At 43.4% G+C, this 16,122-nt stretch carries 12 protein-coding genes and 1 rRNA gene; 6 read left to right on the top strand and 7 right to left on the bottom strand.

Going from position 1 to position 16,122, the window contains the following annotated elements; all coding sequences use genetic code 11:
• Positions 1-72: 72 nt before the first annotated feature.
• The 4 genes from rrf (at position 73) to INP83_RS20870 (ending at position 3,172) form a co-directional block, all read left to right on the top strand.
• Positions 73-184, top strand: a 5S ribosomal RNA gene (gene rrf / locus INP83_RS20885).
• A 315-nt stretch (positions 185-499) separates the two neighbouring features.
• Positions 500-922, top strand: a complete 423-nt coding sequence (locus tag INP83_RS20880; protein ID WP_186458833.1) for a BLUF domain-containing protein — start codon at positions 500-502, stop codon at positions 920-922.
• Positions 923-994: 72 nt separating this feature from the next.
• The gene (locus tag INP83_RS20875; RefSeq protein WP_219125777.1) at positions 995-2,182 is read left to right on the top strand and encodes a Gfo/Idh/MocA family protein; all 1,188 of its coding nucleotides are present in this window, start codon (positions 995-997) and stop codon (positions 2,180-2,182) included.
• A gap of 117 nt (positions 2,183-2,299) precedes the next feature.
• Positions 2,300-3,172 (top strand): sugar phosphate isomerase/epimerase, encoded by an 873-nt coding sequence (locus INP83_RS20870; protein WP_219125776.1) that lies wholly within the window; start codon positions 2,300-2,302, stop codon positions 3,170-3,172.
• A 20-nt stretch (positions 3,173-3,192) separates the two neighbouring features.
• Here INP83_RS20870 and INP83_RS20865 read toward each other — a convergent pair whose 3' ends face one another.
• The 6 genes from INP83_RS20865 to INP83_RS20840 all read right to left on the bottom strand — a co-directional run bounded on the left by INP83_RS20865 (position 3,193) and on the right by INP83_RS20840 (position 11,651).
• Entirely contained in the window at positions 3,193-3,966 is a 774-nt protein-coding gene (locus tag INP83_RS20865; RefSeq protein WP_219125775.1) for a GLPGLI family protein, read from the bottom strand.
• Between the two features lies 1 nt (position 3,967).
• Entirely contained in the window at positions 3,968-6,808 is a 2,841-nt protein-coding gene (locus tag INP83_RS20860; RefSeq protein ID WP_146273441.1) for an outer membrane beta-barrel family protein, read from the bottom strand.
• Positions 6,809-6,913: 105 nt separating this feature from the next.
• Complete coding sequence (locus tag INP83_RS20855) at positions 6,914-9,676, bottom strand: S8 family peptidase (RefSeq protein WP_219125774.1); 2,763 nt, start codon at positions 9,674-9,676, stop codon at positions 6,914-6,916.
• A 77-nt stretch (positions 9,677-9,753) separates the two neighbouring features.
• Positions 9,754-10,587, bottom strand: coding sequence for a M57 family metalloprotease (locus tag INP83_RS20850; protein WP_219125773.1), 834 nt, complete (start codon positions 10,585-10,587; stop codon positions 9,754-9,756).
• Between the two features lie 206 nt (positions 10,588-10,793).
• Positions 10,794-11,348, bottom strand: a complete 555-nt coding sequence (gene rfbC / locus INP83_RS20845; protein ID WP_219125772.1) for a dTDP-4-dehydrorhamnose 3,5-epimerase — start codon at positions 11,346-11,348, stop codon at positions 10,794-10,796.
• Positions 11,349-11,651 (bottom strand): DUF4286 family protein, encoded by a 303-nt coding sequence (locus INP83_RS20840; RefSeq protein WP_219125771.1) that lies wholly within the window; start codon positions 11,649-11,651, stop codon positions 11,349-11,351.
• 56 nt (positions 11,652-11,707) lie between these two features.
• Between INP83_RS20840 and INP83_RS20835 the strand changes: the two genes are divergently transcribed.
• Entirely contained in the window at positions 11,708-12,277 is a 570-nt protein-coding gene (locus INP83_RS20835; RefSeq protein ID WP_219125770.1) for a hypothetical protein, read from the top strand.
• An 8-nt stretch (positions 12,278-12,285) separates the two neighbouring features.
• Here INP83_RS20835 and INP83_RS20830 read toward each other — a convergent pair whose 3' ends face one another.
• Positions 12,286-14,097 carry a tetratricopeptide repeat protein gene (locus INP83_RS20830; RefSeq protein ID WP_219125769.1) on the bottom strand — a complete coding sequence of 604 codons (1,812 nt, stop codon included), beginning with the start codon at positions 14,095-14,097 and terminating at the stop codon, positions 12,286-12,288.
• A 134-nt stretch (positions 14,098-14,231) separates the two neighbouring features.
• Between INP83_RS20830 and INP83_RS20825 the strand changes: the two genes are divergently transcribed.
• Positions 14,232-16,121 carry a S9 family peptidase gene (locus INP83_RS20825; RefSeq protein WP_219125768.1) on the top strand — a complete coding sequence of 630 codons (1,890 nt, stop codon included), beginning with the start codon at positions 14,232-14,234 and terminating at the stop codon, positions 16,119-16,121.
• Position 16,122 lies beyond the last annotated feature (1 nt).

The following is a 16,122-nucleotide window of genomic DNA, read 5'->3' as shown; positions in this document are numbered from 1 at the left end:
TAAAATCTTGTTAGCAGTGTTGGTAAAGGTCTTGATACCTGATACTAACTACTAAATACTAACAAAGGATCTTCAGGTGCCTATATCGGCGGTGTCCACCTCTTCCCATTCCGAACAGAGAAGTTAAGCCCGCCAGAGCCGATGGTACTGCAGTAAAATGTGGGAGAGTAGGTCGGTGCCAACTTTTATCAGAAACCCTGTGAACATCGTTCATGGGGTTTTCTTGTTTATAGACGTTTCGCAAGGCCTCCAAGGTCACCGTACGTATCTGCTTTGGCCCCCAAGTACCCTACTATGGCCTTACTTTGGCTTACTTTTTCTACTCACTGCTCATAATTTACCCCTCACCGCATGTGTTCACGTTCACGGCATGAACACTTGTGAACACCGTGAACGCTGACACATTTTTGTCACCAACGCAGGTTTGCCGTCGCTTTCGGACTAACAAAAGTTTGCCTCCCCGAATATTTTTATTAATATTGAGGCATCCACGTGCATCATGAAAACTATTGTCTACATCAGTAAATCGGCTTATCCTATGCATGAGAACCAATTGCTTGATATTTTGCATAGTTCTCGCATACACAATGCAGCAGTAAATATTTCGGGCGTATTGCTTTACTCTGAAGGAACTTTTATACAATTGTTAGAGGGGCGTGATAAGATCATCGATGCACTCTACAAACGCATACAGGCCGACGAGCGGCACACTAATGTTATCACTCTTGTAAACCAAACTACCGACGAAAAGAGTTTTGAGCAATGGTTAATGGGTTTCGCCGTAACTGATGCCAACAAAACAGAGAAATTGGTGGGCTATCTTAAATCTTTAAACGAATTGGACCTGGATAACAAGGACAGTGAAGCTGTATTAGCTATAAAAGCTTTTATTGAAAGCAGCCAACTCAATATTCAGGACTAAATAAATTCATGCGCTTGCATATCTGCCGCTCTAAAGCTATCTTGACGGCATAAACCACTTCCTTTTATCGTTATGAAAATCGCTATGCTCGGCTCCGGCTTTATAGCCAGGTTCTATGCAGATTCATTGATCGGTCATCGCCGTATCGATAAATTACATGCTGTATACTCCCGAAATATTGAAAAGGCCAGGACATTTGCAACCGATTATGGATTGCCTGTTTACAGCGATAGTTTAGAAGAGGTTGTTAATAACCCCGAAGTAAATGTCGTAGTGATATCATTACCTAACGATCTGCACCTTGCTGCTGTTGAAGCTTGTGCTAAAGCGGGCAAACACGTACTATGTACAAAACCGCTCGGCCGTACCGCTGCAGAAGCTAAGCAAATGCTGGATATGGTAGAGAAGGCTGGCATTATGGGTGGTTATCTTGAGGATCTTTGTTATACCCCAAAATTCAGTAAATCATTAGCGAGCGTTAAAGGGGGAAGCCTGGGTCGTATACTTTGGGCCAAAAGCCGCGAGGCACATCCAGGCCCGCACAGCAACTGGTTCTGGAATAAAGAGCAAAGCGGTGGCGGGGCCATTGTGGACCTTGGATGCCATTGCATAGAGATCGCCCGTAATTATATCGGTAAAGATGTTCGCCCGGTTGAGGTGATGTGCTGGGCAGCCACACAGGTACATCCCATAGATGCCGAAGATAATGCTATAGGCATGGTAAAGTATGCAAACGGCGCTATCGGTCAGTTTGAAGTAAGTTGGTGCTTTAGGGGAGGTATGGACCTGCGCGATGAAGTAATGGGTACCGAAGGGACTATTTGGATCAATAACTTCCTGCGCACCGGCTTTGATATGTTCAGTACTGGAAAAGAAGGCGGATACGTTGCTGAAAAAGCCGAAAGCAACACCGGCTGGCTATTCCCGGTTGGGGATGAGGTGAACGAATTGGGTTATAATCACATGTTTACCGATATGTTCGAGGCTATTGAGCAAAAGCGCGATCCTTTTGAGAGTTTTTACGATGGTTACGTGGTAAATGCCATTATTGATGCGGCCTACGCATCAGCCAAAAGCGGTTTATGGGAGCCTGTCGAAATTGACGACTGGCGTGGCCGTACTGATGATAACAATGGTGCCAAATTCGCAGAGTTTGATGAACAATACTATCTCATAAAAGAAGAAATATTGCCGCACGGAGAACGCAAGCTTATCCTTAAAGATAAAAAGACGGGTGAAGTAATTGTGAGGGACTTGTAAGGTACTCACGCGTGTCATTGCGAACGTAGCGCGGCAATCTCGTCGCATGTAAATAAACGCGATGAGATTGCCACGGTGCTACGCTCCTCGCAATGACAAAAAGAAAGATACAACCATATGAACAGAAGAAACTTTATACACAGCGCGGGCATGTTGGCCGCACTGGCAGCATCGCCGGCAATGGCCTTTGATACGGTAGTTGGGCATAAGAAACCAGCTTTAGGCATCCAGTTATACATGGTAAAGGAAGATATGGAACGCGACCCGGCCGGTACGCTTAAGCAACTTGGCGCAATGGGCTATAAGCAAATTGAAAGCTACGGCAGTGATAAAGGTATATTCTGGGGATATAGCAATAAAGACTTCAGAAAGCTTGCAGGCGCATTTGGGTTACAACTGATAAGTTCGCATTATAACCCCTGCAGTTTGCAGGAGTTTGATAAGTTAGCCGGGCAAGCCGCCGAAATAGGTATGAAGTACCTGGTATGCCCATGGTTGGGCCCGCAAAAAAGCATTGATGCGTTTAAAAATTTCGCACAAGATTTTAATCAGCGTGGTGCAATCTGCAAGAAACACGGCCTGCAGTTTGGTTACCATCCGCACGATTATCCGTATAAACCTGTTGATGGACAATTACCTATTGATGTGCTACTAAAAAATACGGACAAAGCACTTGTTCATTATCAAATGGATGTTTACTACGCAGTTGCCGAGGGTGCCGACCCTTACGCATACATGCACAAAAACAAAGGCCGTTTTACAATGGCACACATGCGCGATGTGCTGAAAAAACGCTTACCACAAGGTAGTAAAGAAGAATCTGCTTGCGATCTGGGTCAGGGTATCATCAATTTCCCTAAGTTTATTGCAGCAGGGTTGGACACTGGTATGCAGTACTTTTTTGTAGAGCAGAGCCGTTTTTACAAAGAAACACCGCTGCAAAGCGCACAAAAAAATGCCGCATACTTAAAAAGCATGCGGCTGATGTAATTCAAAGAGGTATCGCTTAGCTATAACAGGAATACCTTGAGGTATGATTGCCCCCAGGTGCCCCAATCCTTCATCACCTTTTTCATGGTAGCCTCAAAGCCCTTGTAGGTAGTTGCTTTGCCTTTAACAGGCACCTTCATCTGGTTTTCGGCTATCGGCATATCTGTAACTTTGGTAGCAAACCAGGTAATATTATCGTGCGGTAAAGCAAGCCCTAATATCATGCCCGGTAGGCCAGTAAAAGATTCCGGCCCGCCAGATACCGGGATCTCATCAGAATAAAACGCCACTACGTAAACCGAATCCATGATCAGCGCATTGGCACGGCGGCAATTGTAACCCGCAATTTCGCGGGTCTCATCTGTAATTTTCCAATTGATCTTGCGTAAGGTGTCCTTCAACAGAAATTTCTCTTCAAAAACTTCTTTAGATGCCGTGGCAACATTGGTATTAAGGTCTGTGTAAATCACATTCTGCTGTTTTGATTCAGGCATGTCGCCAAACCAGTTGTTACCCGCTTCTGCAGGTGGTATGGGTGTAAATAACGTTTTGTTTCCTGTAAAAGTTAAAGTGCTTTTAAGGGATTTAAACTGCGGCTGCGTTTTTTTATAATTCTCAAACGCCTGTGAAGCAAAGCCGCCTTCATCATTACCCAAACGCTTTTTAATAATGGCATACATGTTTACGCGTTTTTCGTACTCCACTGTGCCTGTTGTGGTAAAGTGTGCATTTGCCTGTGCAAACAAACTGCTACAAAACAGCGAAGCTATAAAGGTTATCAATAAATTTTTCATCTTATTTTTTTGCAGGCGCTCCGCCGCCCATTTTATTAAAATCCCATGATACTGTAAATAAGAAGTACCTTCTAATGTTATTGGTACGAGTTTCACTGTAATTGGTACCATTTGAATTGATGTTAAAACCAGAATTTTGGTTTAACAAGTCGTTACCGCTTACTATAAATTTTAAATTCTCAGACTTGAAGAATGATTTAGCTATGCTGGCGTTCCAGATAAACTGTCTAAAATCTGTTCCAAAAGATTGTGCAGCTCCCGTGTAGGTATAATTTCCATCAGTAGCAATCAGTATTTTGAAAGGCAAATTGACTGATGCGCGTCCGTTTCCGGTGAAACCATATCTATTGTTGTTAATGTTTGGGCTTAGCGATGATTGCCCTCTCGTAAATTCCGGCCCGGCAGCTAAACTGAACGAGTATTTCTTTTGCACGTATTTACTTATTTCAAGCTGTCCATTAAAGCTATTCGATGTGGTGCGGTTCAATCGTTTACCGGTAACATCATCGGTTTTAAAGCTATAAAACTCCTGGCCATTAAAACCGAAATTGCCGCCGATATTGATGCCCCAAAAACCCAATTTTCTACCCAGGTATAAACCGCCATAATAGTTTAACGGCGATTTGCCGGGCAAATTTTCGTATTCAATAGTGTTCTTACCAGTTGTAGTGCTGGTAGTGATATTGTTAACAATTGGGTTTTGATTAAAGGTAAAGCCGCTGTACAATGAGATGTATTGCTCTGTTAAAACCTTGTAATTATTAAAACCGATGTTAAATTGGTGGTTAAAAGACGGCTTGAGATTAGGATTACCAATTGTTATGTTCAGCGGATCGTTGTTGATACGCACCGGCTGTATCTGGTCTATAGATGGCTGCCTTTGATTACCGTTATAATTAAACCTGAAAGAACCCTGGGACGAGAAACGCCATTGGTAACTTAACTGAGGGTTCCAGTTGGTAAAATGGCGTTCTAAAATATTGTCGGCAACACCGCCGTTTTGCATAAATGTAGCTACTTGCTTAAAACGAAGGTCAGCTACACGGGTACCAAAATTTAAGTTGTGCTTACCCTTTTTTAGATTGAATATAGCGCCCACCTGGTTACTTAATTGATTAAACTTATAATCACTGCTAAGCGAATCTATCAATACATCGTATCTACCGGGCGCGGACTGGCTAAACGATTTTCTATCCGCATCACTATTATTAATACTTATGCCGTAGTTAAATACAAGAGATAATCCCTTGGCTAACGGCTCAGTGTAGGTGATATTAGTTAAAAATTTCGAACTCCTCAGGTCGTTCGTTTTATACTGATCTATTAATTTGGCACTGTCTACCGCGCCTGAGCCGTTCTTGTTGTAGTAGTTAATCTGCGAGTATAAGTTGCCATTTGCTTTGCTATCATTGATACCGCCTGTTACGTTAACTGATAAAGTACGCCCCGGCTTTTTAAGCTTTTTTGTATAAAAAGCTGTTGCATTAAATATCTTTCCATCCAATTCGTTATTTAACCTTCTGTTCTGGTCGTTTATCAACGTATCATTTCTGAATGAGGAAGACTTATCCGTAGTAGATGTTTGAGAGTTTTTGATGGTACCGTCAACAGATAGTTTAAGGTTTGAGGTGGTGTCTAATTTAATATTATAAGTTGCATCCGCCTTTTGCCTGAACATGTAATTATGGCTGGTTTGGCTCGAATTATTACCGATCACCAAACTGTCTGATAGGGTATTACGAGACAGGGAACTTTGCACCTGGTCAACGGTTAACGAACCGATCTTGTAGTTGGCATTTATCGATTCCTTGTCACCATTCCACTTTGCATCGTAATGCACGCCACCTGTACGCGCAATCGGCAAGCCTGAATTTCTGTATTGGCCGTCAAACGAGTCGAGATCGTCTCCGCTGCCGGTGATGTAGATATCTCCGTTATCGCCAAAAGTCATACCTTCCTGTGTGCCTAATCTGTTGTTATCTTCCCAACCTAAGCCCGTTTTACCGGTGTTGCTGATAGTGCCATAAACAGAGAATTTCTTTTTGCCCCTGAACATGTTAAAGAGGGCCTGGGTCTCATAGTAACCATCTGTGCCCGCACCGCCATTTACTTTACCAAAGTATCCGTTCTTTTTATCTTCTTTTAGTTTGATGTTGATGGTTTTGGTCTTTTGCCCATCATCAATTCCGGTAAAGGTAGCCTGGTCGCTTTTCTTATCATATAACTGCACCTTGTCTACCATATCCGCTCGGATATTCTTGGTTACCAGCGTCGGGTCGTCACCAAAAAACTCTTCGCCATCTACCAAAACCTTTGGTACGCTTTGGCCTTGCGCAGTAATCTTTCCATCTTTATCTACCTGTATGCCGGGTAATTGGCGCAGCAGGTCTTCTACCTTTGAGTTAGGCTCAATTTTAAATGCCTTAGCGTTAAACTCGGTGGTATCACCTTTTATTTTGATGGCTGCTACCGTCCCTTTTACAATTACCTCTTTTAGCAACCGCGATTTAAGATCCATGGTAACACGGCCAAAGTTGTGTGTTGTCTTTACAGAATCGAGCGAGAACTGCTCTACGTAATCGGCGTAACCGGGATAGGTCATCAGTAATATAAACTTACCTTTTTTAAGTCCGGTGATACTGAATGTACCGTCGGCTTTTGCGCGGGTAAATTTAGCTAAGGTTGAATCTTTTGCGTTTAACACGCTGATGGAAGCATTGGTTAATTTGGCGTTTACCACGCTGTCAATAGCCGCTCCCTTTACAGAGTAAGGTGGAGATTGCTGCGCAAGCGCAGTTAGAGAGCACAGGTATAACACCAGTGCCATAATTGTGACTTTCATACTTAGGATTTGATGCTGCAAGATATAACTAAAAACTTAGTAATATAGGTGCAGCATGTTAAAAAGTGTTAAATTCTGCTTTTAGAGCAATAGCAAGGTTAATTGTTACGGCAGCTTAACAATTTTGCTGGAATATAAGATTTTGCCGTTAAGCGTGATAATGCCTACATAAACCCCGGGCAGTACAGTAAGTGTTATCTGGTTTTGGAAGTTGTTAAAGTTGGCGTTAAATGCCTTGCGGCCGGCCATATCATAAAGGGTTAGCGTGTAGGGTTGTGTATCGCCGGCAATTATGTTAAGTTGAGTGCTCACCGGGTTAGGATACATGATGAACTGGTTTACCTGCAATAGGGTTGCACTGGCAAGGTCAGAGTAAATTACGCTGTTATCAGTCTTGGTTAGTACCGCGCGATAATAATTGAGGCCAGCCTGGGGATTATTGTCGATAAAGTTATAATTGAATGCAGCAGGTTTTACACTTGTTTTACCGATGGTGGTGTAGCTGTCTTTACCGGTAAGCCTTTGCCAGGTGATGGACGCAAGGCCTTGTGTGCTGCCAATAGAAAGATCAATCGTTATCTGGGTTTTGTTAGCAGGCGTGGCTATCAGCGTTCTTACATAGCAGCCAACACCTTGCGCCGTAGCATCTATGGTGTAGCTTTTGATTCCCTCAAAACCGGAGCCGACAGCGCTTACCGCATAATACCTGGAAGTTTGTTGCTGGGGAAGTATGATTGACGAAGTATCTGTAACCGACTTAAGCTGTACAAGGCGGTTGTTATTGATGGTATAAATATTATAACCTGTTGCATTGGGCTGCGGGTTCCAGTGCAGCAGCAGGCCTGTAGTGCAATTGAAACCTACCTGCACGGTTCTCGGCGCAGAGATAACAAAGTCGGTGCTGGTGAAAACACTGTTACCGATCTGCATTTTTATTCGTGCTTGCGTGAACGCATCGGGCACCTGCCATTTGAAATATCGTTGGCTAAGATCAACCGCAGCTGAAAGCTGTTGCCAGGTTTGCCCTTTATCATAACTAATGCTAAGCGTGCCGTTTGCGTTTGCATAAGTGTTTTGCCATCTCAAGTAGGCGTCCTCGCCGGGTATTAGCGGGCGCAAAGCAGTTGGTGAGATCCATTCAAATTGCCCTGACAATTTGCTTTGAAAGCTGATGAAAAATTTCTGATCGCCGGCTTTAATACGCTTCGCCGAGACACTAATGGTGTAAACACCGGCCTGGGGTGCTTGTAAGGTTATTTGTTCTACGTTGTTGAGCGAGTCGCGGCCTTGTTTTGCCAAGGCGCGTAGGGAATCAGCTGAAGGATAGTAACTCAGTACCCAGGGCAAATAAGTTTTGCCATCAGGGCCCGTTATTTTCATATCAAGATCATTCACAAGAGCGTTTGCCGCGTTGATATCAGCCGCCGGATCGGCCCATGTCAAGGTCGTTTTAAACGAATAGCAATTGGCAGGAATGGTTATTTGGAAAGTGTTTGTGCTACCCTGCTGCAGGCTTCCTGTTTTAAAATCACCTGCGTTTAAGCTGCGGAGTGCTTCCAACGCATTAAGCTTGCCAAAGCCGGTTTTAAAATCAACGTTTGCATTACCAATATCATCTGCAGTGTTTATCAATAAGCCTTTGATCAGCGCTGATGGTGCTGATTGGTTATATTTTAAGCGGTAGGCCTGTTTAAGCAAAGCCGCACTACCACTAACCAATGCTGCTGCGCCGGAGGTGCCGTCTTCGCCATCGGCAACCAATTCGGGTTTTACGCGGCCATCGTAAGCCGGGCCAGCGGAGCTCATGTCTTCAGGTATGCCGGTCAAGCCTGTACCACCAACTACCAGCACATTCTTGGCTTGTTTAAACGTACCCGATAGGTTAGCCATATTGCTGATGCCCGAATAAATACCCGTTGAAGGCGCTGTTGTCCCAATATTGCCGGATGAAAAAACATGTAGCAGGGTATCGCTTTCATAGATCTGCTGGTCGTAGGCTGCAGCCTCAATGCCGTAAAAGTTCTCGATACCCGTACCATAAGAGTGGTTCTGCAAACCGATACCGAAATCTTTGAACGCGGTAATGGTATCAGGCAGTAACCGCGAAAAATCAGAGGAGGTCAAATTAACTTCAGGTGCAGCACCTTTACCTTTGATGAATGAATTGCCGCTACCACCAATAAGCGTAGCCATGATGGTGGCATGCGCAGAATTGTTTTCCGGCAGATCGATCGACTTAAAAGTGCGGCCAAGCAGATCAAGATCATCCTTGTCAAACTGCTCTTCTTTTACACTTACTTTAATGCCTGAGCCGTTGATGGTGGGGTACAATGCTGCAATGGCATCGATGTTATTCTCGCCGAGATCAAGATCGTTGATGGTAAGTTCTGTGTGAGGCTTTCGTACAAGTGTGGCTGCTGTGATAGTGGTGTCAGTTAGTATCTGAGGAAGATCAGCTAATTTTATTTTTACGGTTGAGAAGGTCGGGGCAGCATTCTTTTGTTTGGTTGCCAATGTGACCGTCACTTTTTTCTGTGGCGAGCGCTGATAAACATTGATAAGGTTATCGTCGGCTTTCCAGATGTTATTTGCAGGGCTTACAGAAGCAATTGCCCCTCCGGTTGTCAGATTTTTATCGGAGGCTACAACATAATAATTAAAAGCAAGTCGTCTTAAGACTTTAGTCCCAGGTACCCCGGCTATTGGGTTTGTTGTTTTTACCAGATAGATGTTTTTACTTTCTATAGCAGCAGCTTTCCCCGCAGCACCGAACGTTTTGCTCATTACCGCATCCTTTGGCAACTGTTGCCCAAGTGCAAACGTGATAGTGGCGAACAGTAAAACAAAGCAGGCAAAAAGCTTGGGCATGGGGTAAAAATAAAGGGGAACAAAATTCCCCTTTAAAGTAAAGCACTTGCTAAGATTTATCAAAGCTATATTTCGGCTTAGTATAAGTAATCTAAAGCTACCTTATCATTTGTATTGAATGTTCTGTCGCCGCCGTTTGAACAGGCCAGCATCCATGAACCTGCATCAGCAGTTGATGGTGTACCAGGGATAAGCACTGCGCCCACGTTTGATGCACCCTCGTTAGTTGCAGTACCGCCACAGCTAAATGCACGGTTAAAGTAATCGGTATGGCGGAAACCAATACAGTGGCCCATCTCGTGTTGTAATACAGAAGTCAGGTAGTTTACATCAGGATTGGTACCATATGCCTGTGAATTGGTGTTCATCTGGATCTGACCATAAGGGTTACCCTGTTTGGTAGGGAAGCCCGATGAACCCAAGGTAATGTAGCCGCCACTCGGGCCTTCGTTAAAGCCGATGATCTGGATCTGACCACCGCTGCTCACAAACTGGAATTTAAGCCTTAAATTTAAAGCATTGTAACGCGCAATGGCATTTTGGGTTGCCGTTCCGTAAACAGTAGGCAGGTTAGAGATAGATACTGTAACGGTACGCGGCAGGTTTTTTACCAGGTTGGTAGTACGGTATTGCTCAGTTTCGGCTATGCGTACGTTGGGGCTGGTGCTGGTTTCGGCTAAATTTTCGTCGGTTAATACTATATCCCCTTCAACCAGGTACCCGTTATTTACTTTGCGCACCTGGTCGGTACTAAAGCCCAGGTCAGAGATGTTTTTTAAAACTGTGGCAGATACGCCATTCTTATCAGTGCCGGTTGTGGTAGTTTTACTGTTCTCTTTAGTACAAGCAAACAATAGGGTGGCCGCGAACACGGCAGCTGCGCCGGTTCGGAACATAAAATTAGTTTTCATACGTGTTTAGTAAGTAATGAATTAAATTAGTTTAGTGATAGCCGGCCAGCTATTATTGTATACGAAAGTTAGGAAATTAAAGTTATAGGCGTTAACAAATAATTAAGATATATTAAAAATATTCCTGTGAGTTGTTGTTTTGTTTTTAAGCGAAAAAAGCCACATTGTAATAATGTGGCTTTAAATGCAGATTTGGCCTGTTTTACCTAAAATACGAACGGGCTCTCAAATGACTTCCAGTCCGGAAGTAATTGGTCTTTGTCAGAAACTATTGCATCCATTTGGTTAATGCTCCAGCCTATGGCAAGTTCAGGATCGTTCCAGATCATGCCGGTTTCAGATTCTTTATCAAAGTAGTTGGTAACCTTATAGGCGAAGATGGTATCATCTTCTAAAGACACAAAACCATGCAAACAGCCCGGTGGTATGTAAAATTGTTTATTATTCTCGGCGGTAAGCTCAACAGCAATGTGCTTGCCGTAAGCTGGTGAACCAATACGCACGTCAAGTGCTATATCTATCACGGCGCCTTTTATTACACGTACTAATTTACCTTGTTCAAACGGGCCTTTTTGTGCGTGTAAGCCCCTTACCACGTTTTTGTGAGATACAGACTGATTATCCTGTACAAAATCGACATCAATACCTTTTTCTACAAAATATTTACGGTTAAACGTTTCGATGAAGTAGCCACGGTTATCGCCATGTACTTTAGGTTCAAAAATATAAGCACCGGGAATAATGGTGTCGGTAATAGTCATTTAGTCGATGGTTTTCATTAAAGTGTTGAACAATACAAAGCGCTCTGCAAATTGTTGTTCGTGCATCTCTTTAAACTTATATAGGTGTTTGTTGTAATATTCCTGGAATTGCTCAATGCTATCGGCATTATATTGCACGCAATAGGTTACGCCATCGTTAGGCGAATCGATGATGCTGAGTATGCGATAAGAGCTAAAGCAACCGGTTGCCATTATTTCGGGGATATGAGTTTCCTTCATCCAGGTAAGCCATTCCTGCTCGGCAGTGTCATCTAAAATAACGGTATCGTTGTAAACTATCATGAGGTAAAATTACAATTTGGGCGTTATAAAAATATGATTTTAGATATATTTAAAACATGAACTCCTCGGAATTTAAAAGTGCTTGGTTAAGTAGCGGCTTTAATCCTCAAATCGATTCTTGGCTTGAGTTTGATAAATTTCAAATTGAACAATCCACCGTAAACAAGCACACCAAGCTATTTCTGCAAGCTGGTTTCCCCGACAGTGCAGCGCCGTTTCTTAATTTCGATGGACTTAGTAAGGGTAAATTTTTGACTTTAACACAAATGTTTCCCAGATTCTTTAAAAATGAAAGATCAAAGTCTTTTTGGATGCTGGGAACTGATGGCGGTGGTAATCTGATAGCCATAGACGATTCTAATGACGACAAGATAGTCTTATTAGACCATGAGCAGAACTTTGAGTTGATAGATATTATTAACGAAAATATAGAACAACTTGCGCAATGTCTTTTGCTCTATAGAAATTTCGTTAATGATGTACTTGAAAAAAACGGTGAAGGTGCATACTTAGATGGGAATTACACGAAAGAACAGTTATTAAAGTTAATTCAAGGTTTTAACACAGTTGATTCTGATATCCTTAAGCGAAGCGGGTTTTGGAAAAGTCAAATTGCAACGCTGTAAGATTTACGTCATGCACCATCCGTTTTATCCCCGCGTAAAGCCCTGAAACGCTTTCTCGCATCATTTATCCAAAGGCTGCCGGGATAGTCGGTAATGATCTTTTGAAAATACGTTTTAGCGAGGTTAGTATCCTTTAACTGGGTTTCGTAAATATCGCCTAACATGAAAACGGCGTCATCGGCCCAAAGATCAAAGCTGTGTTTCTCGGCTATCTCCTTAAGTTGCGTAATCGCACTTGTGTAATCCCTTTCCTGTATTTTGATGCGGGCCTTCGCCATCAGCACATCGGCTTCCAATATGTTGCCGGGGTAAAGCTTGTTTATGCTATCAAGGGTTTGCAGGGCTTTAGCCGGCTGTTCGGCAAATATCTGCAGGTCTGCACGGGCGTAGATCTTTAATGCTTTGGCGGCGCTATCGGCATTTAAGTTATCTGATATCAATAACGAAAGGTTGAGTGCATCGTTAGCTATCAGCTGGGTTGTGGCACTCTTTAAAACATCCAGTTGGCGGCGCGCCCAAACAAAATCGCCGGTATAGTAGGCCAGTTTAGCGTTGCGTAGCATGGCATCTTGTGCCAACGCTGTGTTAGGGAAATCCTTTTCTACCTGGCTGTACAATAACGTAGCTTCCCAAGGTTGTTTGTTCAGCAAGTAAACATCGGCCAGGTCAATTTTGCAGGAGGCAAGCTGCTCGGGGCGTACGCCGGGTATTTTAGTGGCATCTTCGAGCAATGCCTGCGCTTCCGGTAACTTATGGAGCTTAAAGGCCTGCAGGTTGGCAAGCTTTTGCATGGCAAACACCGTCCCCGGTTTTTTGCCAAACTCGGCAAGCAAGCTGTTGTAATCTTTCTCGAGACTAAGCAGGTCGGCCTGCGTGTATTTACCGGCAGTTATCTTTAAATTTTTTGTATTGATGAGTTCTATTTTGGCGTCAACGTAGTTGGCGTTGGTCTTGTCGTTTTTATCGATAACAAATTCATAACCGCGTATAGCCTCATCATAAGCATGGTTATCAACCAGTGTACGGCTCAATTCCATCACATCAGTGCCATCATCATTGGTTCGGCGGCTAAGGGCCAACGTTTGATTAAGCGCCATATCATATTGCTTTTGCTGCAAAAACTGCCAGGTAAGCAACCTGGTGAACACTACTTGCTGCGGTTCTTTTTGTATGCGCTTAAGCAACTCAACTCGCAGCATATCGTAATCGTCGGCCTCATCATATAATGAAGCCAGCGTACTTTCTGCCTGGGGCAGGTAAATTGGGTTGGCAGGTAAAAAGTTAAGGTACTCATCCGTTAGCCCAATCTTATCCCGTTTAAAGCGGTACATGGCTATCAGCTCAAACGTAAAGGCGTTATCATCCTTCAATATCTTTCGGCCCTGCTCAAATATTTTAATGGCATAATCGGCATTGCCTGTCTGGTAAAATTGCAGCGCAAAGTTTGATATGCCGTTTCGGTCGGCAGGCAGCGCTTTAAGCATCTCGTTAAATAATTCATCAGCCTTTGCGGCGTTGCCCTGTTGTTTGTAAAGCGTGCTTAGGGCGATTAGATAGATCCTGTTGCCTGGATATTTTCGGGCCATTTTTTTTGCGATGGTTTCGGCATCATCCAGTTTCTTGGAAGTTATAAGGGCGCTAAAATATTGCTGAAAGTAGGATTGGTTGTCTTGCTTAAAAAGTTTGGCGTAAACATCCAAACCTTTCTGTTGTTCACCGTTTGCTATGTACTGCTGTGCCAATAAAAGGTCGTTATCCTGCGCGTAAGTGTATGTGCAGCAAAGCGTTAAAAGTAATGCAAGCAAGTATAGCGGCTTCATTTATTTTTTATATTTTTCCATTGTAAAAGTACTACATCTATAACGCGGCAACAGGGTAAAATTGTAGTGACATTTAGCTAACCTATGAGTAAATTATTTAATTTCAGCACTCTTAATTTATTTGATATAAGTAAATGCAAGGCCGCATAAGATCCGTATTTTTTTTAGCCCTCGTACTGTTTTTTTGTGCCTGCAAGCAAAATAACGTAAGGCAGATACCGGTTAACCAGTTTTTTAAAACGCCGGAGAAAAGCTTTTTTAAGATATCGCCCGATGGGAAATACATATCTTACTTAAAGCCCTATAAAGATAAACAAAACATTTACGTACGCACGCTGGCCACCGGCGCCGAGACCATGGCCACCAATTTTACCGATTACTCTGTACGTGATTACACCTGGACGTTTAACAACCAGATAGTACTTACACAAGATATCATTGCCAGCGACCAGTTTAAGGTTTACACACTTGATGTGGTTACCCAACAGTTAAAAAAACTGCTTGACCTGGATAAAACCCGCATTCGCATAATTAACCGCAACCGCCAGCAGCCTGATGTTGTTACGGTTGCTATGAACCAGCGCGACCCGGTTAACTTTGATGTTTACCGCTTAAACGTTAAAACAGGAGAATTAAAACCCTATCTGCTAAACCCAGGCAATATCACCAAGTGGTATCCTGATCCTAATGGACGTATACGCCTGGTAAAGGTATCAGATGGTGTAAACGAAAGCTTGCTTTTTCGCCCTAATGATGATGCTCCGTTTAAAACCATCATCAAAAATAATTTTAACGATAAGGTTGAGCCTATTGCCTTTGCAGGGGAAACCAATAATTTCTACGCGCTATCAAATGTTAACCGCGATAAAACGGCTTTGATTGAGATAGATGCGAGCAGCGGCCAGCAGGAGCGCGTGATATACGCCAACGAGCAGGCCGACCTGATGGACGTAAGCTACTCCAAAACCAAGCGCCGTATTGAGGCTGTGGCATGGGACGCTGCAAGGCCGGCAAAGTATTTCCTTGACCAAGAAGTTGCCAAACTTTACGCCAACCTGAGCAAAAAAATAGCCGGCAATAATATAGAACTTGTTGACCGCGACAGCAGTGAGAACAAGTTTATAGTTTTGGGTTACACTGATAAAAATCCGGGTTCTTATTACCTGTACGAGAAAAATACAGGTTCTCTAACCAAAATAGGGGATACTAACCCGGAGATGCTGCCTACTGAACTTTGCGACATGAAGCCTATCACTTACAAGGCAAGCGACGGATTACAGCTTAGCGGTTATTTGACCGTACCAAAAGGTAAGGAAATGAAGAACCTACCGGTAGTTGTAATGCCGCATGATAATATCTGGGGCCGTAACTCCTGGGGATATGACGCCGAAGTGCAATTTTTAGCTAACAGGGGTTACGCCGTGTTCCAGGTGAATTACCGTGGCTCCGCGGGTTATGGCAAGGCGTTCAGGAAAGCCGGCTTTAAACAGGTGGGCGGTAAAATACAGCAGGATATCACTGATGGGGTAAACTGGCTTATTGCCAACAAAATTGCCAACCCTAAAAAGATAGCCATCTTTGGTGGTGGTTTCGGTGGTTTTTCTGCCTTATACGGCGTATCGTTTCACCAGGGTATGTATAACTGTGCTGTTGTGAAGTATGGTCTTATCAATTTCTTCACGTATTTAAAAGACGCTCCGCCGTTTTTTAAACCATACCTTAAAATGACCTACGAAATGGTAGGTAATCCGGAGACCGATGCTGAGCAGTTGCGTGCCATTTCGCCGGTTTTTCATACCGATAAGATCAAAAGTCCGTTGCTGATATTCCAGGGTGCGAAAGACCCACGCGCCAATATCAGCGAGCTTAACCAATTTGTACGTGAATTGAAGAAGCGTAATGTGCCGGTGATCTATCGACTTAAAGAAAATGAACGGGCCTATTTCAAGAGCGAGCATAACCGGACAGAGATGTACACCGAGATAGAAAATTTTCTGAGCAGCAACTTACAGGTTAAACGCTAAC

This window comes from Mucilaginibacter sp. 21P, from assembly GCF_019331605.1.
Taxonomy (GTDB): Bacteria; Bacteroidota; Bacteroidia; order Sphingobacteriales; family Sphingobacteriaceae; genus Mucilaginibacter; species Mucilaginibacter achroorhodeus.
Note: the sequence above shows the minus strand (reverse complement) of the source record. Positions and strands in the feature narration are given on the sequence as shown.